Here is a 17,952-nt window from a genome sequence, read left to right on the forward strand (position 1 = left end):
TGCTTGGCACGCAATGATGCAACGCACAAGCATGTGTACTATGTTTCAAAACGAGGACTCGGGCCGCATTCCGGCTATCATTGCCAGAAGTTTGATTTCGAGGGGGAAAATGAAAGACCTCCATTCCGCATTTTACGAAAACCTGCCCCTGTTGAGGGATTTCACCCGTCTGGCGGATCCGGCGCAGTTTTCGCCGGTGCCCGACGACTGGTTTCTGGGGGTTGCCGACATCGTCGATTCAACCGGCGAGATCGCGCGGGGGCGATACAAAACCGTCAACACCGTGGGGGCTGCTGTTATCTCGGCGATGATAAACGCGATGGACGGCAAGTTGTTTCCCTATGTCTTTGGCGGCGACGGGGCGGCGTTTGCGATCCCCCCCAGCGAAATTGAAGCAGCGCGGGATACTCTGTCAGCCATGCGGCGCTGGGCGGAAGAAGAGTTTTCCATGCCGTTGCGTGCGGCGCTGGTGTCGGTGGCGGATATCCGAAAAGCAGGCAGGGACTTGCGCGTCGCTCGTTTTGCGCCCTCTTCCGGGGTGGATTATGCCATGTTCTCGGGCGGAGGCTTGGCCTGGGCCGAGGCAGAGATGAAAGCGGGCCATCACATGATCGCGCCTGCCGAACCGGGTGCGCAGCCGGACCTGACAGGCCTGTCATGCAGATGGTCAAACAGCCCGGCGCGGCACGGTCAGATCGTGTCACTGGTCGTTGAACCCACTGCGTCGGCAACTGAACGCGACTTTGCCGACCTTGCGCAATCGGTTCTGTCCGCGTCAGAAGAGCTGGAGCGCGCAGGTCATCCGGTGCCTGTAAATGGTCCGCCCATGACGTGGCCGCCCCCCGGCCTCGACATTGATGCGCATGTTTCGCGCAACGGGCGGAATTTGTTTCTGCACAAGCTCGTTCTTCTGTTTCAGAACCTGCTGATCGCGATATTGTTCAAAACACGCAAGAAGCTGGGACAGTTCGAACCCGAACACTACAGGACGATGGTCAGCAGCAATGCCGATTTCCGCAAGTTCGATGACGGCCTGAAGATGACGTTGGATTGTGACCCGGCCACTTTGCGACAGATCGAACACTTGCTGAAAGAAGCGCGCGGGCGCGGCAAAATCCGATACGGTCTGCACGTGCAGGACGAGGCGATGATGACCTGTTTCGTCCCGTCGGCCACACGGGACGATCATGTGCATTTCGTCGACGGTGCCTCGGGCGGATACGCCCAAGCCGCAGCGGCCATGGTCCGTTGAGCGGTTAGTCGGCTTTCCATCGTGCGGCGAGATCACGTGCCGTTTGCGTCAGCAGCATCACATCAATGCCAACCGCCAAAAACTGTGCGCCCATATCCAGATATGCCTGACGGGCCTCGTCATTTGTGGCCAGAATGCCCGGCGCTTTGCCTGCGGCCTTGATCCGCGTCAGTGCATCCCGGATAACCGCGCGCACCTCGGGTGCCGCGCTGTTGCCCTGATGGCCCATATCGGTCGACAGATCAGCAGGGCCTATGAATACGCCATCCACGCCTTCAACATCCAGGATGTTGTCCAGAGCAGCAATTCCGGCGCGGGTTTCCACCTGCAACAACAAACAAATCTCCTGATCTGCGGTCTGAATATAATCTCCGACCGATCCGTACATCGTCGCCCGCGATGCCATCGCGCCCACGCCACGGACACCGGCAGGGGGATAACGGCAGGCCCGAACCAGATCTTGCGCCTGCTCGGCACTTTCCACGATCGGAACCAGAATGGTCTGAGCACCCGCATCCAGAACCATCTTGATTAGCCAGGTCTCACCCACGGGAACCCGCACAACCGCATGAGAGTCGCTTGCCGCAAGTGCCAGAAGCTGGTCCCGGATCGACCGGATATCGTTAGGGGCATGCTCTCCATCGATTACCAGCCAATCAAAACCCGCGGTTCCCATCATCTCGGCCGCTGCGGGCTCGGCAAAGCTCATCCAGCACCCGATCTGCGTTTTTCCCTTTTTCAGAGCCTGTTTGAACGCGTTTTGCTGCGCAGCCATACTGTTTCCTTTGTTGCAAAATCTTCGGCGCGACGTGGTCGCGAAAGTGGCCGTTTCCACATCTTCTTCCGTGGCGCGAAATTGTCCAGTTTTAATGCAATTTGGCGTCATCGGATTGACGGCGGCAAAGGCGCGCCACGCAAGGGTGGCGGCGACCCTGCGGTTCTTGTGCTTAAAACCGAAAGCCGAGGGTTCCCTTGCGTAAATCACGGATTTCGGCGATAATTTTGGCATGACCGACGACCTCCCACTGACGTCGCGATCTTTGCCCATTGCGCTTTTGCGGGCGCGGGAAAAGGTTATGGGACCCATCCGAGCAATGCTGGCCGACGCCGGTGTCACCGAACAGCAGTGGCGCGTGTTGCGCGTATTGAACGAAGAAGGCCCGCAGGAACCGACGCATATTGCCGAACGCGCCTGTCTGTTGTTGCCAAGCCTGACACGGATATTGCAGAAACTGGAGCATCGCGGCCTGATCTCCCGACGATGCCATCCGGCGGACCGGCGTCGCCAGATTGTCGAGATCGGTGAGCGTGGCGTTCAGATCATTCATGCCAATCAGCCCGCCAGCATGGCACAGGCGAAACGCATTCGTTCCCTTCTGGGGCCGGAAAAACACGAATTGTTGCTGGATCTTCTGAACGAGTTGAACGACCTGGATACCTGATGCCGGTCGCAGAACATGGGTGTCATCTGCAAGGACCCCGCCGGAGATTTTAGGGGCGATCTCCGACGGGGTGGCCAGACTTGGATTTGGGTTAGGCCTGGCCTGAGGCCGGTTGCGTCACGCCTTGCCTGACGGTCCGGCCTGCGCATCGGAGTATTGAAGAGCCGGAAATGTGGCTCTGACTAGGGTCTTTCGGCCCTTGGGGGAAGGGCCATGCACCTATGCTCTCCGAAACAGACTTAGGCAATTTCCGATCGTTACGTGGGTCCGCAAGTGGTTTCCTCGCGTCACTTTGGTCGCTTATGGTGCCAAGGGCGCGGTGTTGCTGTCTTCGCATCTCATAAGATGGATGCGTCAAACCAGTCTTCCTCAGTACCTAGCCCGACTTTCGTCTGAGCCAAGTGTTAACCCGATTTGTTTGTACCTTGATGCGTCCATAAAGACGGATATGCACTTGTTTTGATACGGCGGTTTTCTTTCAGGTCAGAATTGAGCAGGTTCGCGCTGAAACAACTCTTGGATAGCGGCGAAATCCAGCGCGCTTTCCCGGCTTGCTGACTGTTCTGGCAGGCGTAAGATGACGGCAAAGCAATATTCAGGAACCAACATGTCGAACAGTGTGTTTTCCCTTCCCGATCCAATCACCATCCCCATTGTTGGCGAGACCGCAGGGTATCCCGTTGGGCGCATTTTCTGCGTCGGTCGAAACTACGCGGCCCATGCTGCCGAGATGGGGAATGAAGTGGATCGCGAAGCACCTTTCTATTTCACCAAATCTGCGCCAAACGCGATTCTGACTGGTTCGACCGTCCCGTATCCAGCCGGGACCGAGAATTACCATCATGAGATGGAATTGGCCTTGGCGATTGGAAAGCCTGTGTTTCGGACCACCCGTGCGCAGGCATGGGATGCTGTCTACGCCTATGGCTGTGCGCTTGATATGACCCGCCGCGACCTGCAAATCCGCGAGCGAAACAAGCAGCGACCCTGGGATCTGGGCAAAGACGTCGAAAACGGAGCGGTATTCGCACCGCTGACGCCCGCCGCTGCCTGGTCACCGGACGAAAACAAACACATCCGCCTCAGTGTAAACGGCGAACTGCGCCAGAACGCGACACTGGAAGAGCTGATTTGGAAGATAGACGAAATCGTTGTGCACTTGTCCGGTTTTTACCATCTGCGCCCCGGCGATCTGATCCTGACCGGCACGCCCGCTGGCGTGGGCCCGGTTGTAGCAGGAGATGTTCTGACTGGTGAAATCGATGGGCTGGAGCCGATTCAGCTCACGCTGTCTGACGTCGAATAGACCCTATTTAGGGTCTTTCAGCCAGTCAATTGCGAACTCTACATGCGTGACGCCTGCCAGCCTACGCACCCTGTCCAGCTCAGCGTTCAGGCGGCGGGTGCGGGCGTCAGACCAGCGCACTCCGCGTTCGGGCCAGAGCGCTTTGACATGCAGCAGGTCGCGATCGCGATGCGCCTTCATGTCGATCCGGCCGATCAATCGATCGCCTTCAAGCAAGGGGAAGACGTAATACCCATATGTGCGCCTGTCTTCGGGCACGAAAATTTCGATGCGATAGTGAAAGCCAAACAGCCGCTCGGCCCGGTTTCTGTCCCGAAGCATGGGGTCAAACGGGCTGAGCACTCGGATCCGACCGGGCGGTTGCGGCAAGTCGGTTGCCCGATCCATCAATTCAGGGCGGGCAAAGGTTTTGCGCAGGCGTCCATCGGCGCAAGTGACCTCGATCTCTTCGATATTGCCTTGAGCCAACGCCGTGGCACACCAGTCTTTGGCTTCGGCGGTGGTAACCGTGCCCCAGAACGCGGCCAGCTCGCCGGACGTGGCAAAGCCCAACCGGTCCAGCGCTGCGTTGCACAGCCAATCCACGGTCGCCGTCGCATCACAGGCCATGTTCCCGGGGCACAGGCGGGTTTCGATCACACGTTCAGTCAGATCATACCGTTTCTGAAACCCGTCGCGGCCCACAACGGTCAGGGCCCCGGAACGCCACAGAAACTCCAATGCGGTTTTTGACGGGTGCCAGTCCCACCAACCGCCCGAGCCTTTCTTTTCATCCTTGCCAACGTCTGACGAACACACGGGCCCGTGGTCGCGGATGTGTTGCAAGACAGTCTCGAACTGTTGCTCAAACCCATCCCGCCGCCAGTTTTTCCAGCGCGCCTTCAACAGATCCGCATCACGCTGAAAGCGCAGGTGCCAGTGCGGATAGAACGACATGGGGATTACGGCCGCATCATGTGTCCAGTGTTCGAACAGCGCTTTTTTCCTTTCATAGAGCCTTTTCAGGTTGGCGCTGCGATACGCAGGCCGTCGGGAAAACAGGATCATGTCATGAGCGCGGGCAACGGTGTTGATGCTGTCGAGCTGCACGAACCCCAACCGCTGGACAAGGTCAAGAAGCCCGGCGCCCTTGGCCGCGCCCGCAGGCTGTTCGGCCAAAGCATGGCGATCCAGGAAAACGGCGCGGGCCGTCCGGTTGTCGAGCCGCTTCAGGGGCGCATTCATCGTCGTTTCAGAGTGTCGCCATAGCTGATCTTGGGGGTCAGCGTGACCCGTGTCTCGATTTCGGCCTCCGGGTCCTTCAGGCGTTCAGCGATGATCTGCGCGGCCTGACGTCCTATGTCCAGACGACAGGCATCCATCGTCGCCAATTTGCGCGGAAGACCCTGCAAAAGTTCCACGTTGTTGAACCCCGCCAGACCGATCTGCCCCGGGATATCCACGCCTTGCTCCAGCAGGTACAACAGACCACCAGCTCCGATCATGTCGTTGGAATAATACAGGAAATCCAGATCGGGTGACCGATCAAGCATGGCCTGTGTCATCTCGCGCCCTTTGGCCAGGGCAGAGCCACCGGAATAGAACTCGCGATCTTCGATCTCGATCCCGTGTTTGCCCAGCACTTCCGTAAACCCTTCAAAGCGTTTTCGGGCGCGGTGATCCAGCGGCATCTTGGTGCCCATAAAGCCGATATGCTGATACCCGGCCTTCAGGATCGCCTGCGCCATTTCGCGCCCGGCGCGGCGATGCGAGATGCCGACCATCGCGTCGACAGGTTTGCCGTCGGTATCCATGATCTCGACCACCGGAATGCCAGCCGAATCCAGCATGGCGCGCGCCGCGTCGGTGTGTTCCAGCCCTGCAATGATCACGCCCGAGGGTCTCCACGAGAGCATCTCGTACAGCACTTTTTCCTCTTTTTCGGGCAGATAATCCGTCACGCCAACCACGGGTTGCAGTTCGGTATCTTCGAGCACCTGATTGATGCCGGTCATCACCTCGGGAAATACCATGTTCGAAAGTGAGGGGATGATCACCGCGACCAGGTTGACCCGGCTGGATGCCAGGGCGCCCGCGATCTTGTTGGGGACATATCCCAGCTCTTTGGCGGCGGCCAGAACGCGGGTGCGGGTGGCGTCGGACACATCCCCCCGGTTACGCAGAACCCGGCTCACCGTCATCTCTGAGACACCGGAAGCCTCGGACACATCACGAAGGGTAAGCGGGCGTTTGGTTTCACTGTTCACGGGAGGCACCTGCGTTGTTGTTTTGTCCGATGCTAGCGTGAACAGGTCGGTGTGTACAACAATTGTGCAAAGGCGATGACAACCCGGAAAATCCCGGTTACAGAAGGCAGGGCGCGGCCCCGTGGCTCAACTGGATAGAGCAGCCCCCTCCTAAGGGGCAGGTTGCAGGTTCGAATCCTGCCGGGGTCGCCAGTTTTCCCAGATTGACGTTTGACATCCAAAGTCCGTTTTTACGACAAAAAACGGTTTTTTTGAATTGCCCTCGAATCTACCTTCCTTTTAGCGCAGTTCTTTCAACAACTTGTGTGTCGTGGATCGGTTCGTTCATTCCGGCCGGGTTCGATGGCGCAACCAACCAGGATGCGTTGACACGCTGCACGTTAGTTGTTCCCTAATCGTTTCACAGGTTCCGGAACCTTTCACACCCATCAGTCCCGCCCGCCCCGGCGGTGTGGACAACGGCACGGCAAGCCCCGTCGCGCCTCGAAAGGATTCTGCGATGCCCCGTGCCACCACCACGAATCCATTTCATGCGCTGCGTTTCGAAGACGACCTGCCGACGCTGCACGAGGTCGAACGGCGCCTGAAAACATTCCTGCGCGGCCTCCGCAGGCAACGCCAGGCGGCGCAGACCGGTGACGATGAAGGCGCCCGCGACAAGATGGACCAGTTCTTCGACTATCTGAATGAGGCCGAGCGGCGGAAGATCCGGCGTCGCGCGCACCGCTACGTGCAACGGCTGGGCGCCCTGTCTGGTCTGTCTCACCTCAGCGAGGAGAACCGCGCGAAGCTGACGCCCATTCGTGGCGGACTGCCGGTCACCCGCATCACCACCGAACAAGAGGCGGACGAGATCGCGGCCGCCTTGCATGCTGAGATGCCCTGGATGGCGCCCGCCACCGAAGCCGTCTGGCACGGGTTGCGGGCCTCGACACGCGAGGGCCTGCCGGGTGTCCGTTTCGCCCTGCTGATCCTGAACGGCCCGCCCGGCATCGGCAAGAGCTTCTGGGCCCGGCGATTGGCCCACCATCTGGAGGTCCCTGCGACCAATATTGATGCAACGGGCAAGCAGGCGTCCTTCGCGCTCACCGGATCCCAGCGCGGCTGGGGTAGCGCCCATGCGGGCAAACTGGTCAACACGGTCCTGAACAACCGGCATGGCGGGCCGCTGGTCATCATCGACGAGATCGAAAAGGCCGACGAGGTCCACTCCAACAAAGGCACGTGGCACACGCTGACTGACGCCCTGCTGCCGCTGCTGGAGCGGATGACGGCGGCGACCTGGGAATGCCCGTTCTTCCAGGTCAAGATGGACGTGTCCTGGGTCAACTGGGTGATGACGGCGAACAGCCGGCAGGGCCTGCCAGAACCGTTTCAGAGCCGCTGCGTTGTGCTGGACCTGCCGGACCTGACCACGGGGCAGTTAAGGGACTTCGCCATAAACGAAGCGGCGCGGCGGGGACTCTGGCTGAACCCTCTCGGGACATTGCTGCGCAATGCCCTGCCGGGCAGCAGACGGGTCGTGCGTTCGGCTTCGGCCAGAGCGGCCCAACCACGTCTGGTCCTATGATTACGTCCAAGATCGAACCGCCGATGGGCGGGCCTACCGTACCCTGAACATCATCGACGAATACACCAGTGAGGCGCTGATGATCCGCGTTGATCGCAAGCTCAACTCGACCGACGTGCTGGATGCGCTGACGGACCTTTTCATTCTGCGGGGACCGCCGGAATACATCAGGTCCGACAACGGCCCCGAGTTCATTGCGCAGAAGGTGCAGGACTGGATCGCGGCCGTCGGCGCCAAAACGGCCTACATCGAGCCGGGGTCGCCTTGGGAAAACGGCTACTGCGAAAGCTTCATCGCACGGTTCCGCGATGAACTGCTCAACGGCGAGCTATTCTATAGCCTAAAGGAAGCCAGATTCCTGATCGAGCAATGGCGTGTCCACTACAATACCGTCAGGCCACAGTGCACTGGGCTACCGTCCGCCCGCGTCAGAATGCATCGTGCCGGTGGACCAGAGGCCGACGATGAACTAACAATCAGACCGGACCACCCGACGGGGGCACGCCAGGTGCCTTACTTAGACAAGCCACAACACAAGGCAACATGCGATTGATCCGAGGGACAGGCTTCCAACAACCAATTGCAAGTGGAAGCGAGATGCCGGTTGGGCGCTGTGCGCTTCCAATCGGGAATACACGCGGCGGGCGTTCATCCACGCTCCCCAATAGATCAGCAGCGAGATCAACCCAAAAAGAGTGGCTGCGGCTTTCGCCAACCACTCGGGCTCGACGGCGGAAAATACGGCCTTGAGGCCAAGGGCGATGGCCACGCATGCCATCCCGGTTCTCATCCAACCCGCAAACGTGCGCTCATTGGCCAAAATGGTGCGGTCTTCGGCCCAGTCGGTCCGCTCTTCGGCCAAGTTTTGGCTTTTCGTGTTTTTATCAGACATTGCCACCCTTTGGACTGGTCACCAGATCAGAATGTGCAGGCTAGCCTATTTTTCGGCAAGCCTGCACAAGACCTTAAGCGCGCGCAGTTGGATCTCGAAATGCCAAACGCGCCCGGACACCGCGTCAGCTTGATTTCGAGATCGCCCGCAGCATCCAAGCTGCTTGCTCATGAAATGCCGAACGTTCGGTCGCCAGATCTTCAGTCACGACGTCTTTGCGGCTGCCTGCAAGCTCGGTCAGGGCGTGCAGGCGGTGCGCCACCCGTTCGTGATCAGCAGCCAGATCTTCGATCATGTCGGCGGCGGTCAGGTCCCCTTCGCGGTCCTTGATGACCGAGAAATCCAGGATGTCGGACATGCGCGAGGGTGCCAGATGACCCAGCGCGCGGATGCGTTCCGCGATCTCATCAGCAGCGGCGAACATGTTTTCGTACTGTTCTTCGGTCAGCTTGTGGATCGAATAGAACAGCGGGCCTTCCACGTTCCAGTGATACGCATGTGTCTTGAAGGTCAGCCGGTAGGTGTCGGCCAGAACATCAGCCAGACCCTTGGCCAACGGCGCGGTGTCGCGCACGCCAGTGGAAACGGGGTTTTCGTTCGGGACAACGTTCAATGCGTCGGTCATGACAACTCCTTTTTTCTACTGGGGAAGAAACGCCCAAAGCCTGGCGTTGTTCCACTTTCGACGAAAAAAATCAGGTGACAGTGGGCATTCCGCCGTCAGCCGAATAGTCGACCGATACCCGCAGCAAAGTCGGAACGGCGACGTCGGCAGCCGCCTGCAGCGCAGGAGCAAGTTTGCTGTGGCTTTCGATGTCGTGATAGACCCAGCCAAAGGATCGGGCCAGTGACTCCCAATCGGGGTTGCGGAAGGAAAACTCGCGCGCACCTGGTTGTTTTTCGTCGATCAGACCATAGCCGTTGTCTTCCCAGACCAGAACAGTCACGGGCGCGCACAACCGGGCCGCCGTCTCCATCTCCTGAACGTTCATCAGGAAGTCCCCATCACCGCAAACGGCGATTACCCGACCCTCGTCCAACAGGCGGGCAGCCTCGATCGCTCCGGGCAGCGCAAGGCCCATACCGGCCAGGCCGTTCGGAATGATGATTTGCCCTGCCCGGCGCGCTTGAACCTTGCTGGCGACCCAAAGTTTGTGCAAGCCCACACCAGACAACAGAACGTCGCCTTCGCGAAGCGTTTCGGAAATCGCCTGACAAATGTCCGACGGCGCGACACAGGCGGCATCGGAAGCTGTTGCTCCACCTTCCAGCGAGGCGTCAATCCTCCGCTGGAGACTTTTGAACCAGCTTTGCGCGGGGCGTTCGGCGGTGGCCTTCACCAGAACGTCAATGCAGTGCGGAAGATCCCCAGTCAGAGCGGCCTTTACCGGCCAGTCCACATCAACCGCCGAGGCCACGTCCGAGATCTCGAGAACCGGCTTCTTACCGCCCATCGAGATGTTCGAGGTTGGATATTCAACCGGGTCAAACCCGATGGCAATGATCAGATCGCACAGGTCGAAGGCTTCAGACACCAATTCTTTGCCCGGTTGACCGATCGAATGCAGCGAGAGCGGGTGCCCCGGCGGCAAAACGCCTTTGGCCATGAATGTCGTGACGACCGGGGCAGAAAGGCTTTCTGAAAGTGCCCGCACGTCGCTTGCCGTGCCGGATCGGATCACCCCGTGTCCTGCAAGAATCAAGGGCTTTTTCGCCTCGGCCAGCAGGCGCGCTGCACGGATGACCGCATCGGTCGCCGGCCGCACCTCGGCTGTCGGCGGCGCCACGAAAGGTTCGGCCAGAATCGGGACCTCGGCCAGATCCTCGGGCAGGGAAAGATGGACGGCACCGGGCTTGTCGAGCTTGCTCAACCGCACGGCCTCGGCAACGACTTGGGGAATTTCATCCGCGACCATCAGCGTTCGGCTCAACTTGGTGACTGGCGCGAAGAGTGCTTCGAGATCGATGATCTGATGGCTTTCGCGGCCCAGCCTGGACCGCGCACCCTGTCCCGTGAGGGCGATCAGCGGCACATGGTCAAGCGTGGCGTCAGCCACACCGGTGACAAGGTTGGTCGCCCCAGGTCCAAGTGTCGAGAGGCATACCGCAGGGTTCCCCGTCAAACGCCCGTGAACCGATGCCATGAACGCCGCCGATTGCTCGTGCCGGCACAGGACGAAGTCGATGCTCGACTTGTCGATTGCGGCGATCAGATCGGTTGTTTCCTCACCCGGAACACCGAATGCACAGGCCACGCCGTTGGCTTCCAGGCAGGCAACCAGCAATTCGGCGGCGGTTTGGGTATGGACGGCATCTTTCATAGAGCTTTGAACCTCGGGGTACTGTTTCAGGGAATGGGGATGCGCGGGGGCTCACCCACGGATCAGCCGCAAGATCAGCGAACCGATGAACAGGACCAGAAAGATCACGAAAAGGATCTGCGCAATACCGGCCGAGGCCGACGCGATGCCGCCAAACCCGAAGATGCCAGCAACGATAGCAAGTGCGAAAAAGATCAGCGCCCAGGACAACATGGGATTTCCTTTCATTTCTGTGGCTACTGACGGGTTAACGCTTGGAACCCCAGATTGGTTCCGGGTCATTTTGGTGGAACCTTTGACGAGCGCCCGCGTTGGGTCGATGAAAGGAGATCTGACATGACACAGAAAACGGCGAAAAAGGCCCCTCAGGACACTCCGCATGTGGAGATGGCGGCGCGGATCGAAGAAGTGGCCAAGGAGGCCAAATCAGCGTTGGAAGATGGCGTAACCGCAACGCGTGACACGTTGAAGACGGCGCGCGACGAGGCGCAAAAGCAGCTGACACTGACATCCGAGAAAAGTGCCGCATTCGTGCGCGAGAACCCGGGTCTGGCTATGGTCGGAGCGTTGGGCGTGGGTGTCCTGCTGGGCCTCGCGTTGCGCAAGGCGGACCGCGGTTAGAACACGCGATACTTCGCGACCGATATGGGCATCGAGTACGTATTGCCGGCCATGCTCGGATTGGGTTTGGCCGGTCTACTGATCTGGTTCTTCATCAGAAATCGCTGACAGCGCTATTCGTCACTGCCACGCCAACCAACCCGCCATCCCAAAGGCCCAAAGCACCTCAGGCGCGCTTTGGGTCTTCTTCTATTTCGGGTTTGATCTGGGCGTAGGCCAGCATCGTGAAGACAGCGGTTCCTCCGATGATGTTGCCGGCCAGAACGGGCAGGAAAAAGCTGAAAACGGCTGCGCCTGGTGGCAACTGCCCCTGAAGCATCAAAACCGCCATTTCCACCGATCCGGCAACGACGTGGGTATAGTCACCGGCCGCAATCATCCAAGTGAAGATTACGATGACCAGCACCTCGTTGTTCTGTGCCGAAGGCAGCATCCAAACGATCGCCGCAATCAGGATCCCCGCCGGTATTCCGCGCAGAAAGCCAACCCAGGCGCCCATGCCGGTGGCGTGGTGGCTCAGGTCGTTGATGACCGCGACGAGTTGGGGCGACAACACCGGCGTATGGATCAGGAAGGCAGATATCGCAAACGCCCCCAGCACATTGGAACCCAGAACGATTGCCCACAGCCTGGCGGTTTTGGTGAAGCACGCGACGGACGGATTTATCATGGCTGGAACGACGGTCGTTATCGTGTTCTCTGTGAACAACTGCATCCGCCCCAAAATGACCAGGACAAAGCCGAGGGAATAGCCCAGGTTCTCGACCAGGAAGCGCCCGCTGGTTTCGGGCAGATGTGCCCGCAAGATCGCTTCACCCAGCACCGAAAAGCTGATCAGCACTCCAGCGGCAATCCCGGACCAGAACAACGCTTTGGTCGGGCGGTCCAGTTCCTCCTCGCCGTTTTGGCGGATGGTCTCGAATATCAGGCGCGGAGACAGGCCGGACGCTTCTTCGACCGCTTCGCGCTCGCTCTCTTTCTCGACAAGATCTTTTCGCGGCGCGTTGTGTGTATTGGACATTTTGACCCCTTGTATCGACCTTCAAACCCAACGTTCTGCCGGTCGTTTTGGTTCCATTAGGTGCAAAAATCCTCAAGCCTCGTGCGAGAGCTGGGATTACACCCAGATCTTTGTCGGGAACTTTTGGCCACCTATCGCGTTGTGTCCTTGTAGGAACAACGACAAGTAACTCGAAAGGAACTTCGGTATGGTGGAAGTGTATGGCATTGGCGGTCTGATCGTCCTGGTTTTGTCGATCTGGGCCATTATCTCGATCATCGGCTCGTCTGCGACGACCGGTGCAAAAATCCTGTGGGTCCTTTTCGTTCTGTTGCTTCCGGTCGTCGGCTTCATCTGCTGGCTGATCTTTGGCCCGAAGGCAGCGCGCAGCGCGATCTGATCAGCGCGGAGATTGTCGGTACAAAAAAGCGCGGCATCGGCCGCGCTTTTTTTGGTTCAAGGATCTGGGGGGCACAATGCACCCTTCGCCGTCTCACCCAGGATCAGAACCGATCTTCAAGCCGTTCCCACTAAAATCCATGGCTGCGATCTTGCGGGCAAGATCTGCGGCCGTAAAAGGCCGTATCAGTGCCGCACATTCAAATTGCGCTTGCACCTCGGGGGACGGGTCCAACAGCAACAGCGCACTGCCGCGCTCGGCCAACAGCCGCGCGACGGCGTCAAATGACGTCTCACTTCTGCGATAGCTCAGAACGCTCAAGGCCGGGGCGAATTTGGGCTCCTGCCAGAAATGCCCGCCCGCGTGCAGCTCGCGGATATGGACAATGCGATCGGTTGGAACTCCGGGGATGGCGTCACTGATGTCCGCTGCTTCGATAAAGTTTTCCGTAACAATCAAAACATCTGCTACGCTGTGGGAAGAGGCTTCCATAAATACCATCCTGAAATCTGTTCGATGCCACCCTAGGGCAATCCCACAGCGCCGCAATAAACTATGACACAGCAACGAAAAAATTCTCTAATCGCATGTGCGGACTGTCCGCTGAGGCAGATGGACGTCTTCCTGCCGTTCTCGGAAGACGACCTGCGATTCATGCAGAGGTTCAAAACCGGCGAGATGCAGGCCGAACCCGGAACGCAACTGTTCATCGAGGGTGCGAAATCCGCGCATCTGTTCACGGTTCTGAGCGGGATGGGCGTTCGTTATAAAACGCTGGAAAATGGTCGCAGGCAGGTCATCGGCTTTGTGCTTCCAGGCGATCTCGTCGGGCTGCAGGCTGGGGTCATGGGCGAGATGCGGCACTCCGTCGAAGCGACAACCGCGATGCGGCTGTGCGTGTTCAATCGCTCGCGGCTGTTCGAATTATATCAGAACCAGCCTGATCGCGCCTTTGACCTGACATTCCTGGCCGCCGTCGAAGAGCATTTTCTGGGCGACGCCCTGACAACCGTTGGCCAGCGCGGCGCGATCGAGAAGATCGCGTGGAGCCTGCACCGGTTTTACACACGGTCGCAGGCCGTCGGATTGGCAAAAGGCTTGCGGTGTCCGCTGCCCTACCGGCAGCAGGATCTTGCGGATGCGTTGGGCTTGTCTCTGGTTCACACGAACAAGACCCTGCGCCGACTGAAGGATCTCGGCTTGGCCGAGTGGTCCAACAATGTGCTGCAGATTAACGACCTTGAGGGTCTGGCCGAGCTTGGCTTGGTCGAAATCACCGAAGCCGTTCCGCGCCCGCTGATCTAAACGTGGCGGATGGACAGGAATTGAAAAACCGCCGACCGAAAAATCGGCCGGCGGCTTGATCACGAGTTTTGCGATTGAAGAGCCGGTTTACGACCCTTCGTAGGCCGGCATATCCTTCAGCATCTCCTTGTCGGCATGAACGAAGGCATAGGTGGTGTCACCATCGATTTCACGCATCAGCGACACGCGCGAGAAATCGATCAGAACATCCTTTTCCCCCAAGCCGAGGAACCCGCCGACGCCAATCACGGCCCCATCAACCGATCCGTCCATGTCGACGACAACCTCTTCGATCTCACCGATCCACTCTTGCGAGACGTCATAGACGCGCATGCCGGTCAGATCTTTGGCCGGGATGGTGCCTTGGGCAACGGGGACATAGCCCGTGATGTCGATGGTGGTTGGATCAACTGCATCGGCCATCTGTCCGGCTTTTTCGCTGATGTACTCACCAGTTGCTTCGGCTGCCTGGTCGACGTCTTCCGCCGTGTTCCGGGCGGCGTTCTTGATGTCCTGCGCGGTATTGGACAGCGCATCACCGGCTGCCTCGGCTGCCTCTTCCAGGTTCTTGCCGACTTCTTCGACATTCGAGCTTTCTGCATAGGCCGATGCCGACATCACCAGAACGATCGAAGTTGTGGTCAGAAAACGTTTCATAGCTCACTCCTTTGGTCTGTTCTGACCGCATTTCCCGCGGTCTTATTGAACAAACGAATGACGCCGCGACTTGTTCCCAGAAAAGTGCAAAAATATCTGTTTTAAAAAGAAAAAAACCGCGCAACTGCGCGGTTTGACAAGCCGTGGTCAGACCTTCAGACCGGGTGCAGCGGATCGGAAGATGTGGACAGAACCATGTAGTGTTCGTCGTCGGGAATATTGCGTAACTCAGCGAACGGAAAACTCAGGATATCTGGTCGCCCGTCGATCAAGAGAAACCGCAGAACCTTGGTGTCAGGGTCGAACTCAATATCCTTTAATTTGCCCAACTCACCAGTAGCGTCAAACACGGGGTTGCCCCGCAACTTCGTAAACCATCGGAAGTTGCTACCAGGTGGCGTGGGTTGCGGGCGTTGGCGGAGAGCGTCATTCAGGACCGCCCCCATCACAACCGGCGCAATCGCGTTGCCGAACGGCCCTACGACCAGGGGCGGTAGGCCTTTGATGTCCACTGCAAGGGGATCTTCGTCTTCTTTGCGCTGGCGAAGGTGATGCAATTGCTGATGGGAAAACGCGCACTCTATCACGCTTGCACCAAGTTCGAGCGTATCGGCGGTGAAAGCCACCGGGTCATTCCCTCCGGCCACGCTCAAATTGACCAAGACGTACTCCAACTCGGTCTGCCCAGCGCTAATAGCGATATCGGAAACGCGACCAATCGCGTGGTCGGTCCCAGCTGGGACAACGGGCTTATTGATGAGGTCAGACAGTTTCATAGCGGTGGTGATTACCTTTGGGGTCTATCTTGGGAGTGCGTGGGGCGCCCCCGATTTGACGCCACCCCACACAATATGGGCATCCACCTTTGGGCTACATGTCCTTGATCAGGCGATCCACGATTTCCCGAACGTCTTCTTTCGAATCTCCGTATTTCTTTTGGATGATGCCTTCCAGTTGCTCGCGATCGCCGCGGGCTCGCTCGATCTCATCATCGGTCAAATCGCCGAAACGCTCGATCAGCTTGCCTTTGAATTCGGTCCAGCGCCCAAGAATTTGGTCCCAGTTCATCGTAAATTCCTTTCGATTGCTTCGTCGCTGCCAGTGAAACGCACCAAACTCGAACTGGTTCCGGGCACCGGCGATATTTCTGCGTTGGCCCGAAAAATGGGGGTTCGGGCAGATACCGAACTGTGTCCTCAGTGGTGTTCGAACTGGTCTTGGGAACAATCTCGCCTTCCATGCGTTGGGGGACCGAGACCTCAACACAGGAGATCGAACCATGCCACGTCAAACCGAGACCACGGAGAAAGCGAAAGCCCATGCCCAGGATCTGGCCGGCAAGGTCAAGGACACCGTGACCGCCGAGGCCTCGGCCCGGGCCGAATCACTGAAGGACAGCGCAGCGCAGGAGGTTGAGAGCGCCGCTCACGCAGCCGACGCCGCTGCCGATGCATTTCCCGACCAATCGGTGCAGCATCAGGTCTTGTCGAGGATTGCGGACAACATGGAAGCTGTGGCTGGGCAAGTCCGCTCTGCCGACTTGGCCAGTATGAGCCGAAAGGTGTCTGAATTCGCCCGCGAAAACCCGCTGTTGTTCGTCGGATCGGCTGCCTTGGCCGGGTTTGCTGCAGCCCGTTTCCTGAGCGCGCGCAATACGGGCGCGGCCCAATCCGCATCTTTTGGGGCAGATCCTTGGGATATTGATCCGTCGCTGCTGCATGGGGCCTCGGTCGATACGTCGGGCCACACCAGCGCGCTGGCGCGGATGAATGGTGGCCGCGATGCATAACCCCAACGATCTGCGATCTGCACCGAGGCTTGTGGCAAACGCGCTCAAACATCTGTCGGGTTTGCTTCAGGCTGAGGTAAAGCTTGCCAAGGAGGAGTTGTCCCGAAACCTGACGCGAGCGGGCTTAGGGCTGGCCTGCATTGGCATTGCTCTGATCCTGTTGATGATCGCGCTGAACCTCATGGCCACAGCCCTGGTCGCGTATGTCGCCGCCAATGGACTGTCGGTGGGTATGGCCTCGTTGCTCGTTGGCGCGGGTTTCGTTCTGGTTGCTGCGTGCCTGGCGCTTTTTGGCCGGTCCCGCCTGTCCGCCACCGCGCTGGTCCCCGAGCAAACCATGAAAAACCTGCAGCGCGACATCGAAGCGATGAAGGAGTCGACCCATGTCTGACCTGACACCTCTTGAAACGCAGATCGCATACGAACGCAGCGCTCTTGCACGCTCGCTGAATGCTCTGTCGGATACGCTGGCACCGCCACGCCTGGCAGACGAGGCGAAATCGACGCTCGAAGCCTTTGGCGGGCAGATCGGTGCGCAACTCTGGTCCGCGGCTCAAAAAAATCCGGCCGCCTTTGCTCTGCTCGGTGCAGGAGCAGCCCTTTTGGTTGCGGGTCCCGGGTCTGGCGCAAAAAGAACTCAATCCCCGCCCCAGGCCGTAACTCCGCAGCAGGCCTTCGACGGGTTTGACCGGCGTGTCGCCGACGCTGACAGCCGCATGAAACAGGAGATGACAGGAATGACTGAAAACAGCCAATCTGCCAGCGTGTTGTCCGCCGCCTTGGAACGTGGTCTGGACAAGCTCTCACCCCAAGCCCGTGCCCGTGTGATCGAAGCGCGCAAGGCCGCACTCGGTGCGCAGCAAGCGGTCGAGAAGCGTGCGCGGAAGGCGGCGAAGGCCTCGCAGACCTTCGTCCATGATCAGCCGCTGGCGGCCGGCGCATTGGCGCTGGGCGTAGGTATTCTGGCTGGCGCTCTGCTGCCCAACACTCGCAAAGAGGACGAGCTGCTGGGCCATCGGAGCGATCAGCTGATGCGTCACGCCCAAAAGGTTTTGAACGAAGAACTGGACAAGCTGCATGCCGCGGCCAATGTACGGCTGGATGACGCGGCAGATCGGGCCTCTGGCGCTTTGCGCAGTCAGTGAAGCGCG

22 protein-coding genes, 1 tRNA gene and 1 pseudogene are annotated in these 17,952 nt (G+C 59.0%); 12 read left to right on the plus strand and 12 right to left on the minus strand.

From position 1 onward, the window contains the following. The first annotated feature begins 109 nt into the window (after window positions 1-109). Window positions 110-1,252: a DUF3095 domain-containing protein gene (locus GS611_RS10735; protein WP_171635484.1), complete on the plus strand. Its 1,143-nt coding sequence runs from the start codon at window positions 110-112 to the stop codon at window positions 1,250-1,252. Between the two features lie 4 nt (window positions 1,253-1,256). Here the strand turns inward: GS611_RS10735 and GS611_RS10740 are convergent, their stop codons facing one another. Continuing rightward, the gene (locus GS611_RS10740; RefSeq protein WP_171635486.1) at window positions 1,257-2,027 is read right to left on the minus strand and encodes an aldolase/citrate lyase family protein; all 771 of its coding nucleotides are present in this window, start codon (window positions 2,025-2,027) and stop codon (window positions 1,257-1,259) included. Between the two features lie 232 nt (window positions 2,028-2,259). Between GS611_RS10740 and hpaR the strand changes: the two genes are divergently transcribed. Both hpaR and GS611_RS10750 read left to right on the plus strand, forming a co-directional pair. After that, a complete protein-coding gene (hpaR, locus tag GS611_RS10745; protein WP_171206457.1) occupies window positions 2,260-2,694 on the plus strand; it encodes a homoprotocatechuate degradation operon regulator HpaR in 435 nt (144 codons plus the stop codon). A gap of 607 nt (window positions 2,695-3,301) precedes the next feature. Next, window positions 3,302-4,000, plus strand: coding sequence for a fumarylacetoacetate hydrolase family protein (locus GS611_RS10750; protein WP_171635793.1), 699 nt, complete (start codon window positions 3,302-3,304; stop codon window positions 3,998-4,000). A gap of 3 nt (window positions 4,001-4,003) precedes the next feature. Here GS611_RS10750 and GS611_RS10755 read toward each other — a convergent pair whose 3' ends face one another. Together GS611_RS10755 and GS611_RS10760 are read right to left on the minus strand one after the other, a co-directional pair. Then, window positions 4,004-5,224: a winged helix-turn-helix domain-containing protein gene (locus GS611_RS10755; RefSeq protein WP_171635489.1), complete on the minus strand. Its 1,221-nt coding sequence runs from the start codon at window positions 5,222-5,224 to the stop codon at window positions 4,004-4,006. Continuing rightward, complete coding sequence (locus tag GS611_RS10760) at window positions 5,221-6,246, minus strand: LacI family DNA-binding transcriptional regulator (RefSeq protein ID WP_171635491.1); 1,026 nt, start codon at window positions 6,244-6,246, stop codon at window positions 5,221-5,223. The genes GS611_RS10755 and GS611_RS10760 overlap by 4 nt, the downstream gene beginning before the upstream one ends. A 115-nt stretch (window positions 6,247-6,361) precedes the next feature. Here GS611_RS10760 and GS611_RS10765 point away from each other — a divergent pair. From GS611_RS10765 to GS611_RS10775, 3 genes and pseudogenes are all read left to right on the plus strand, one after another. After that, window positions 6,362-6,438 (plus strand) — tRNA-Arg (locus GS611_RS10765). Window positions 6,439-6,745: 307 nt separating this feature from the next. Beyond that, window positions 6,746-7,816, plus strand: a complete 1,071-nt coding sequence (locus tag GS611_RS10770; RefSeq protein ID WP_171635493.1) for an AAA family ATPase — start codon at window positions 6,746-6,748, stop codon at window positions 7,814-7,816. After that, window positions 7,761-8,289, plus strand: a pseudogene (locus GS611_RS10775) (integrase core domain-containing protein); the annotation flags it as partial. The gene GS611_RS10770 and the pseudogene GS611_RS10775, both read left to right, overlap by 56 nt. A gap of 44 nt (window positions 8,290-8,333) precedes the next feature. Here GS611_RS10775 and GS611_RS10780 read toward each other — a convergent pair. The 4 genes from GS611_RS10780 to GS611_RS10795 all read right to left on the minus strand — a co-directional run bounded on the left by GS611_RS10780 (window position 8,334) and on the right by GS611_RS10795 (window position 11,242). Next, window positions 8,334-8,708, minus strand: a complete 375-nt coding sequence (locus GS611_RS10780; RefSeq protein WP_171635494.1) for a YidH family protein — start codon at window positions 8,706-8,708, stop codon at window positions 8,334-8,336. A 124-nt stretch (window positions 8,709-8,832) separates the two neighbouring features. Next, entirely contained in the window at window positions 8,833-9,333 is a 501-nt protein-coding gene (locus GS611_RS10785) for a Dps family protein (RefSeq protein WP_171635495.1), read from the minus strand. 70 nt (window positions 9,334-9,403) lie between these two features. Beyond that, window positions 9,404-11,029 (minus strand): acetolactate synthase large subunit, encoded by a 1,626-nt coding sequence (locus GS611_RS10790; RefSeq protein WP_171635496.1) that lies wholly within the window; start codon window positions 11,027-11,029, stop codon window positions 9,404-9,406. Between the two features lie 51 nt (window positions 11,030-11,080). Next, window positions 11,081-11,242 carry a DUF1328 domain-containing protein gene (locus tag GS611_RS10795; protein ID WP_093961673.1) on the minus strand — a complete coding sequence of 54 codons (162 nt, stop codon included), beginning with the start codon at window positions 11,240-11,242 and terminating at the stop codon, window positions 11,081-11,083. 123 nt (window positions 11,243-11,365) lie between these two features. On the opposite strand from GS611_RS10795, the gene GS611_RS10800 reads away from it, so the two are divergent. Then, window positions 11,366-11,650 carry a hypothetical protein gene (locus tag GS611_RS10800; RefSeq protein ID WP_171635497.1) on the plus strand — a complete coding sequence of 95 codons (285 nt, stop codon included), beginning with the start codon at window positions 11,366-11,368 and terminating at the stop codon, window positions 11,648-11,650. A gap of 166 nt (window positions 11,651-11,816) precedes the next feature. Here GS611_RS10800 and GS611_RS10805 read toward each other — a convergent pair whose 3' ends face one another. Further along, window positions 11,817-12,671, minus strand: coding sequence for a formate/nitrite transporter family protein (locus tag GS611_RS10805; protein WP_171635498.1), 855 nt, complete (start codon window positions 12,669-12,671; stop codon window positions 11,817-11,819). Window positions 12,672-12,858: 187 nt separating this feature from the next. Between GS611_RS10805 and GS611_RS10810 the strand changes: the two genes are divergently transcribed. Then, complete coding sequence (locus tag GS611_RS10810; protein WP_171172676.1) at window positions 12,859-13,050, plus strand: PLDc N-terminal domain-containing protein; 192 nt, start codon at window positions 12,859-12,861, stop codon at window positions 13,048-13,050. Between the two features lie 93 nt (window positions 13,051-13,143). Here GS611_RS10810 and GS611_RS10815 read toward each other — a convergent pair whose 3' ends face one another. Then, a complete protein-coding gene (locus GS611_RS10815) occupies window positions 13,144-13,542 on the minus strand; it encodes a hypothetical protein (protein WP_171635499.1) in 399 nt (132 codons plus the stop codon). A 63-nt stretch (window positions 13,543-13,605) separates the two neighbouring features. Here GS611_RS10815 and GS611_RS10820 point away from each other — a divergent pair, with 63 nt between their 5' ends. Further along, a complete protein-coding gene (locus GS611_RS10820) occupies window positions 13,606-14,355 on the plus strand; it encodes a Crp/Fnr family transcriptional regulator (protein WP_171635504.1) in 750 nt (249 codons plus the stop codon). An 87-nt stretch (window positions 14,356-14,442) separates the two neighbouring features. On the opposite strand, the gene GS611_RS10825 is transcribed toward GS611_RS10820, so the two are convergent. The 3 genes from GS611_RS10825 to GS611_RS10835 all read right to left on the minus strand — a co-directional run bounded on the left by GS611_RS10825 (window position 14,443) and on the right by GS611_RS10835 (window position 16,080). After that, window positions 14,443-15,012 carry a PRC-barrel domain-containing protein gene (locus tag GS611_RS10825; RefSeq protein WP_171635506.1) on the minus strand — a complete coding sequence of 190 codons (570 nt, stop codon included), beginning with the start codon at window positions 15,010-15,012 and terminating at the stop codon, window positions 14,443-14,445. Window positions 15,013-15,167: 155 nt separating this feature from the next. Continuing rightward, complete coding sequence (locus GS611_RS10830; protein WP_171635508.1) at window positions 15,168-15,788, minus strand: PRC-barrel domain-containing protein; 621 nt, start codon at window positions 15,786-15,788, stop codon at window positions 15,168-15,170. A 94-nt stretch (window positions 15,789-15,882) separates the two neighbouring features. Further along, the gene (locus tag GS611_RS10835) at window positions 15,883-16,080 is read right to left on the minus strand and encodes a CsbD family protein (protein WP_171635510.1); all 198 of its coding nucleotides are present in this window, start codon (window positions 16,078-16,080) and stop codon (window positions 15,883-15,885) included. A 211-nt stretch (window positions 16,081-16,291) separates the two neighbouring features. On the opposite strand from GS611_RS10835, the gene GS611_RS10840 reads away from it, so the two are divergent. From GS611_RS10840 to GS611_RS10850, 3 genes are read left to right on the plus strand one after another with little or no spacing between them, the layout of a single operon-like run. Continuing rightward, complete coding sequence (locus GS611_RS10840) at window positions 16,292-16,801, plus strand: hypothetical protein (RefSeq protein ID WP_171635512.1); 510 nt, start codon at window positions 16,292-16,294, stop codon at window positions 16,799-16,801. After that, on the plus strand, window positions 16,794-17,192 hold the full coding sequence (locus tag GS611_RS10845; RefSeq protein ID WP_171635514.1) for a phage holin family protein: 399 nt from the start codon (window positions 16,794-16,796) through the stop codon (window positions 17,190-17,192). The genes GS611_RS10840 and GS611_RS10845 overlap by 8 nt, the downstream gene beginning before the upstream one ends. Next, window positions 17,185-17,946 (plus strand): DUF883 family protein, encoded by a 762-nt coding sequence (locus tag GS611_RS10850; RefSeq protein ID WP_171635516.1) that lies wholly within the window; start codon window positions 17,185-17,187, stop codon window positions 17,944-17,946. The genes GS611_RS10845 and GS611_RS10850 overlap by 8 nt, the downstream gene beginning before the upstream one ends. Window positions 17,947-17,952: the final 6 nt, after the last annotated feature.

Origin of the sequence: Ruegeria sp. HKCCD6119 (assembly GCF_013110585.1) — a bacterium.
Taxonomy (GTDB): domain Bacteria; phylum Pseudomonadota; class Alphaproteobacteria; order Rhodobacterales; family Rhodobacteraceae; genus Ruegeria.

Excerpts from the sequence above, each read along its gene's own strand:
- GS611_RS10735 (WP_171635484.1), top strand. The coding sequence starts at position 110 with ATGAAAGACCTCCATTCCGCATTTTACGAAAACCTGCCCCTGTTGAGG.
- GS611_RS10740 (WP_171635486.1), bottom strand. The coding sequence starts at position 2,027 with ATGGCTGCGCAGCAAAACGCGTTCAAACAGGCTCTGAAAAAGGGAAAA.
- hpaR (WP_171206457.1), top strand. The coding sequence starts at position 2,260 with ATGACCGACGACCTCCCACTGACGTCGCGATCTTTGCCCATTGCGCTT.
- GS611_RS10750 (WP_171635793.1), top strand. The coding sequence starts at position 3,302 with ATGTCGAACAGTGTGTTTTCCCTTCCCGATCCAATCACCATCCCCATT.
- GS611_RS10755 (WP_171635489.1), bottom strand. The coding sequence starts at position 5,224 with ATGAATGCGCCCCTGAAGCGGCTCGACAACCGGACGGCCCGCGCCGTT.
- GS611_RS10770 (WP_171635493.1), top strand. The coding sequence starts at position 6,746 with ATGCCCCGTGCCACCACCACGAATCCATTTCATGCGCTGCGTTTCGAA.
- GS611_RS10780 (WP_171635494.1), bottom strand. The coding sequence starts at position 8,708 with ATGTCTGATAAAAACACGAAAAGCCAAAACTTGGCCGAAGAGCGGACC.
- GS611_RS10785 (WP_171635495.1), bottom strand. The coding sequence starts at position 9,333 with ATGACCGACGCATTGAACGTTGTCCCGAACGAAAACCCCGTTTCCACT.
- GS611_RS10790 (WP_171635496.1), bottom strand. The coding sequence starts at position 11,029 with ATGAAAGATGCCGTCCATACCCAAACCGCCGCCGAATTGCTGGTTGCC.
- GS611_RS10795 (WP_093961673.1), bottom strand. The coding sequence starts at position 11,242 with ATGTTGTCCTGGGCGCTGATCTTTTTCGCACTTGCTATCGTTGCTGGC.
- GS611_RS10800 (WP_171635497.1), top strand. The coding sequence starts at position 11,366 with ATGACACAGAAAACGGCGAAAAAGGCCCCTCAGGACACTCCGCATGTG.
- GS611_RS10805 (WP_171635498.1), bottom strand. The coding sequence starts at position 12,671 with ATGTCCAATACACACAACGCGCCGCGAAAAGATCTTGTCGAGAAAGAG.
- GS611_RS10810 (WP_171172676.1), top strand. The coding sequence starts at position 12,859 with ATGGTGGAAGTGTATGGCATTGGCGGTCTGATCGTCCTGGTTTTGTCG.
- GS611_RS10815 (WP_171635499.1), bottom strand. The coding sequence starts at position 13,542 with ATGGAAGCCTCTTCCCACAGCGTAGCAGATGTTTTGATTGTTACGGAA.
- GS611_RS10820 (WP_171635504.1), top strand. The coding sequence starts at position 13,606 with ATGACACAGCAACGAAAAAATTCTCTAATCGCATGTGCGGACTGTCCG.
- GS611_RS10825 (WP_171635506.1), bottom strand. The coding sequence starts at position 15,012 with ATGAAACGTTTTCTGACCACAACTTCGATCGTTCTGGTGATGTCGGCA.
- GS611_RS10830 (WP_171635508.1), bottom strand. The coding sequence starts at position 15,788 with ATGAAACTGTCTGACCTCATCAATAAGCCCGTTGTCCCAGCTGGGACC.
- GS611_RS10835 (WP_171635510.1), bottom strand. The coding sequence starts at position 16,080 with ATGAACTGGGACCAAATTCTTGGGCGCTGGACCGAATTCAAAGGCAAG.
- GS611_RS10840 (WP_171635512.1), top strand. The coding sequence starts at position 16,292 with ATGCCACGTCAAACCGAGACCACGGAGAAAGCGAAAGCCCATGCCCAG.
- GS611_RS10845 (WP_171635514.1), top strand. The coding sequence starts at position 16,794 with ATGCATAACCCCAACGATCTGCGATCTGCACCGAGGCTTGTGGCAAAC.
- GS611_RS10850 (WP_171635516.1), top strand. The coding sequence starts at position 17,185 with ATGTCTGACCTGACACCTCTTGAAACGCAGATCGCATACGAACGCAGC.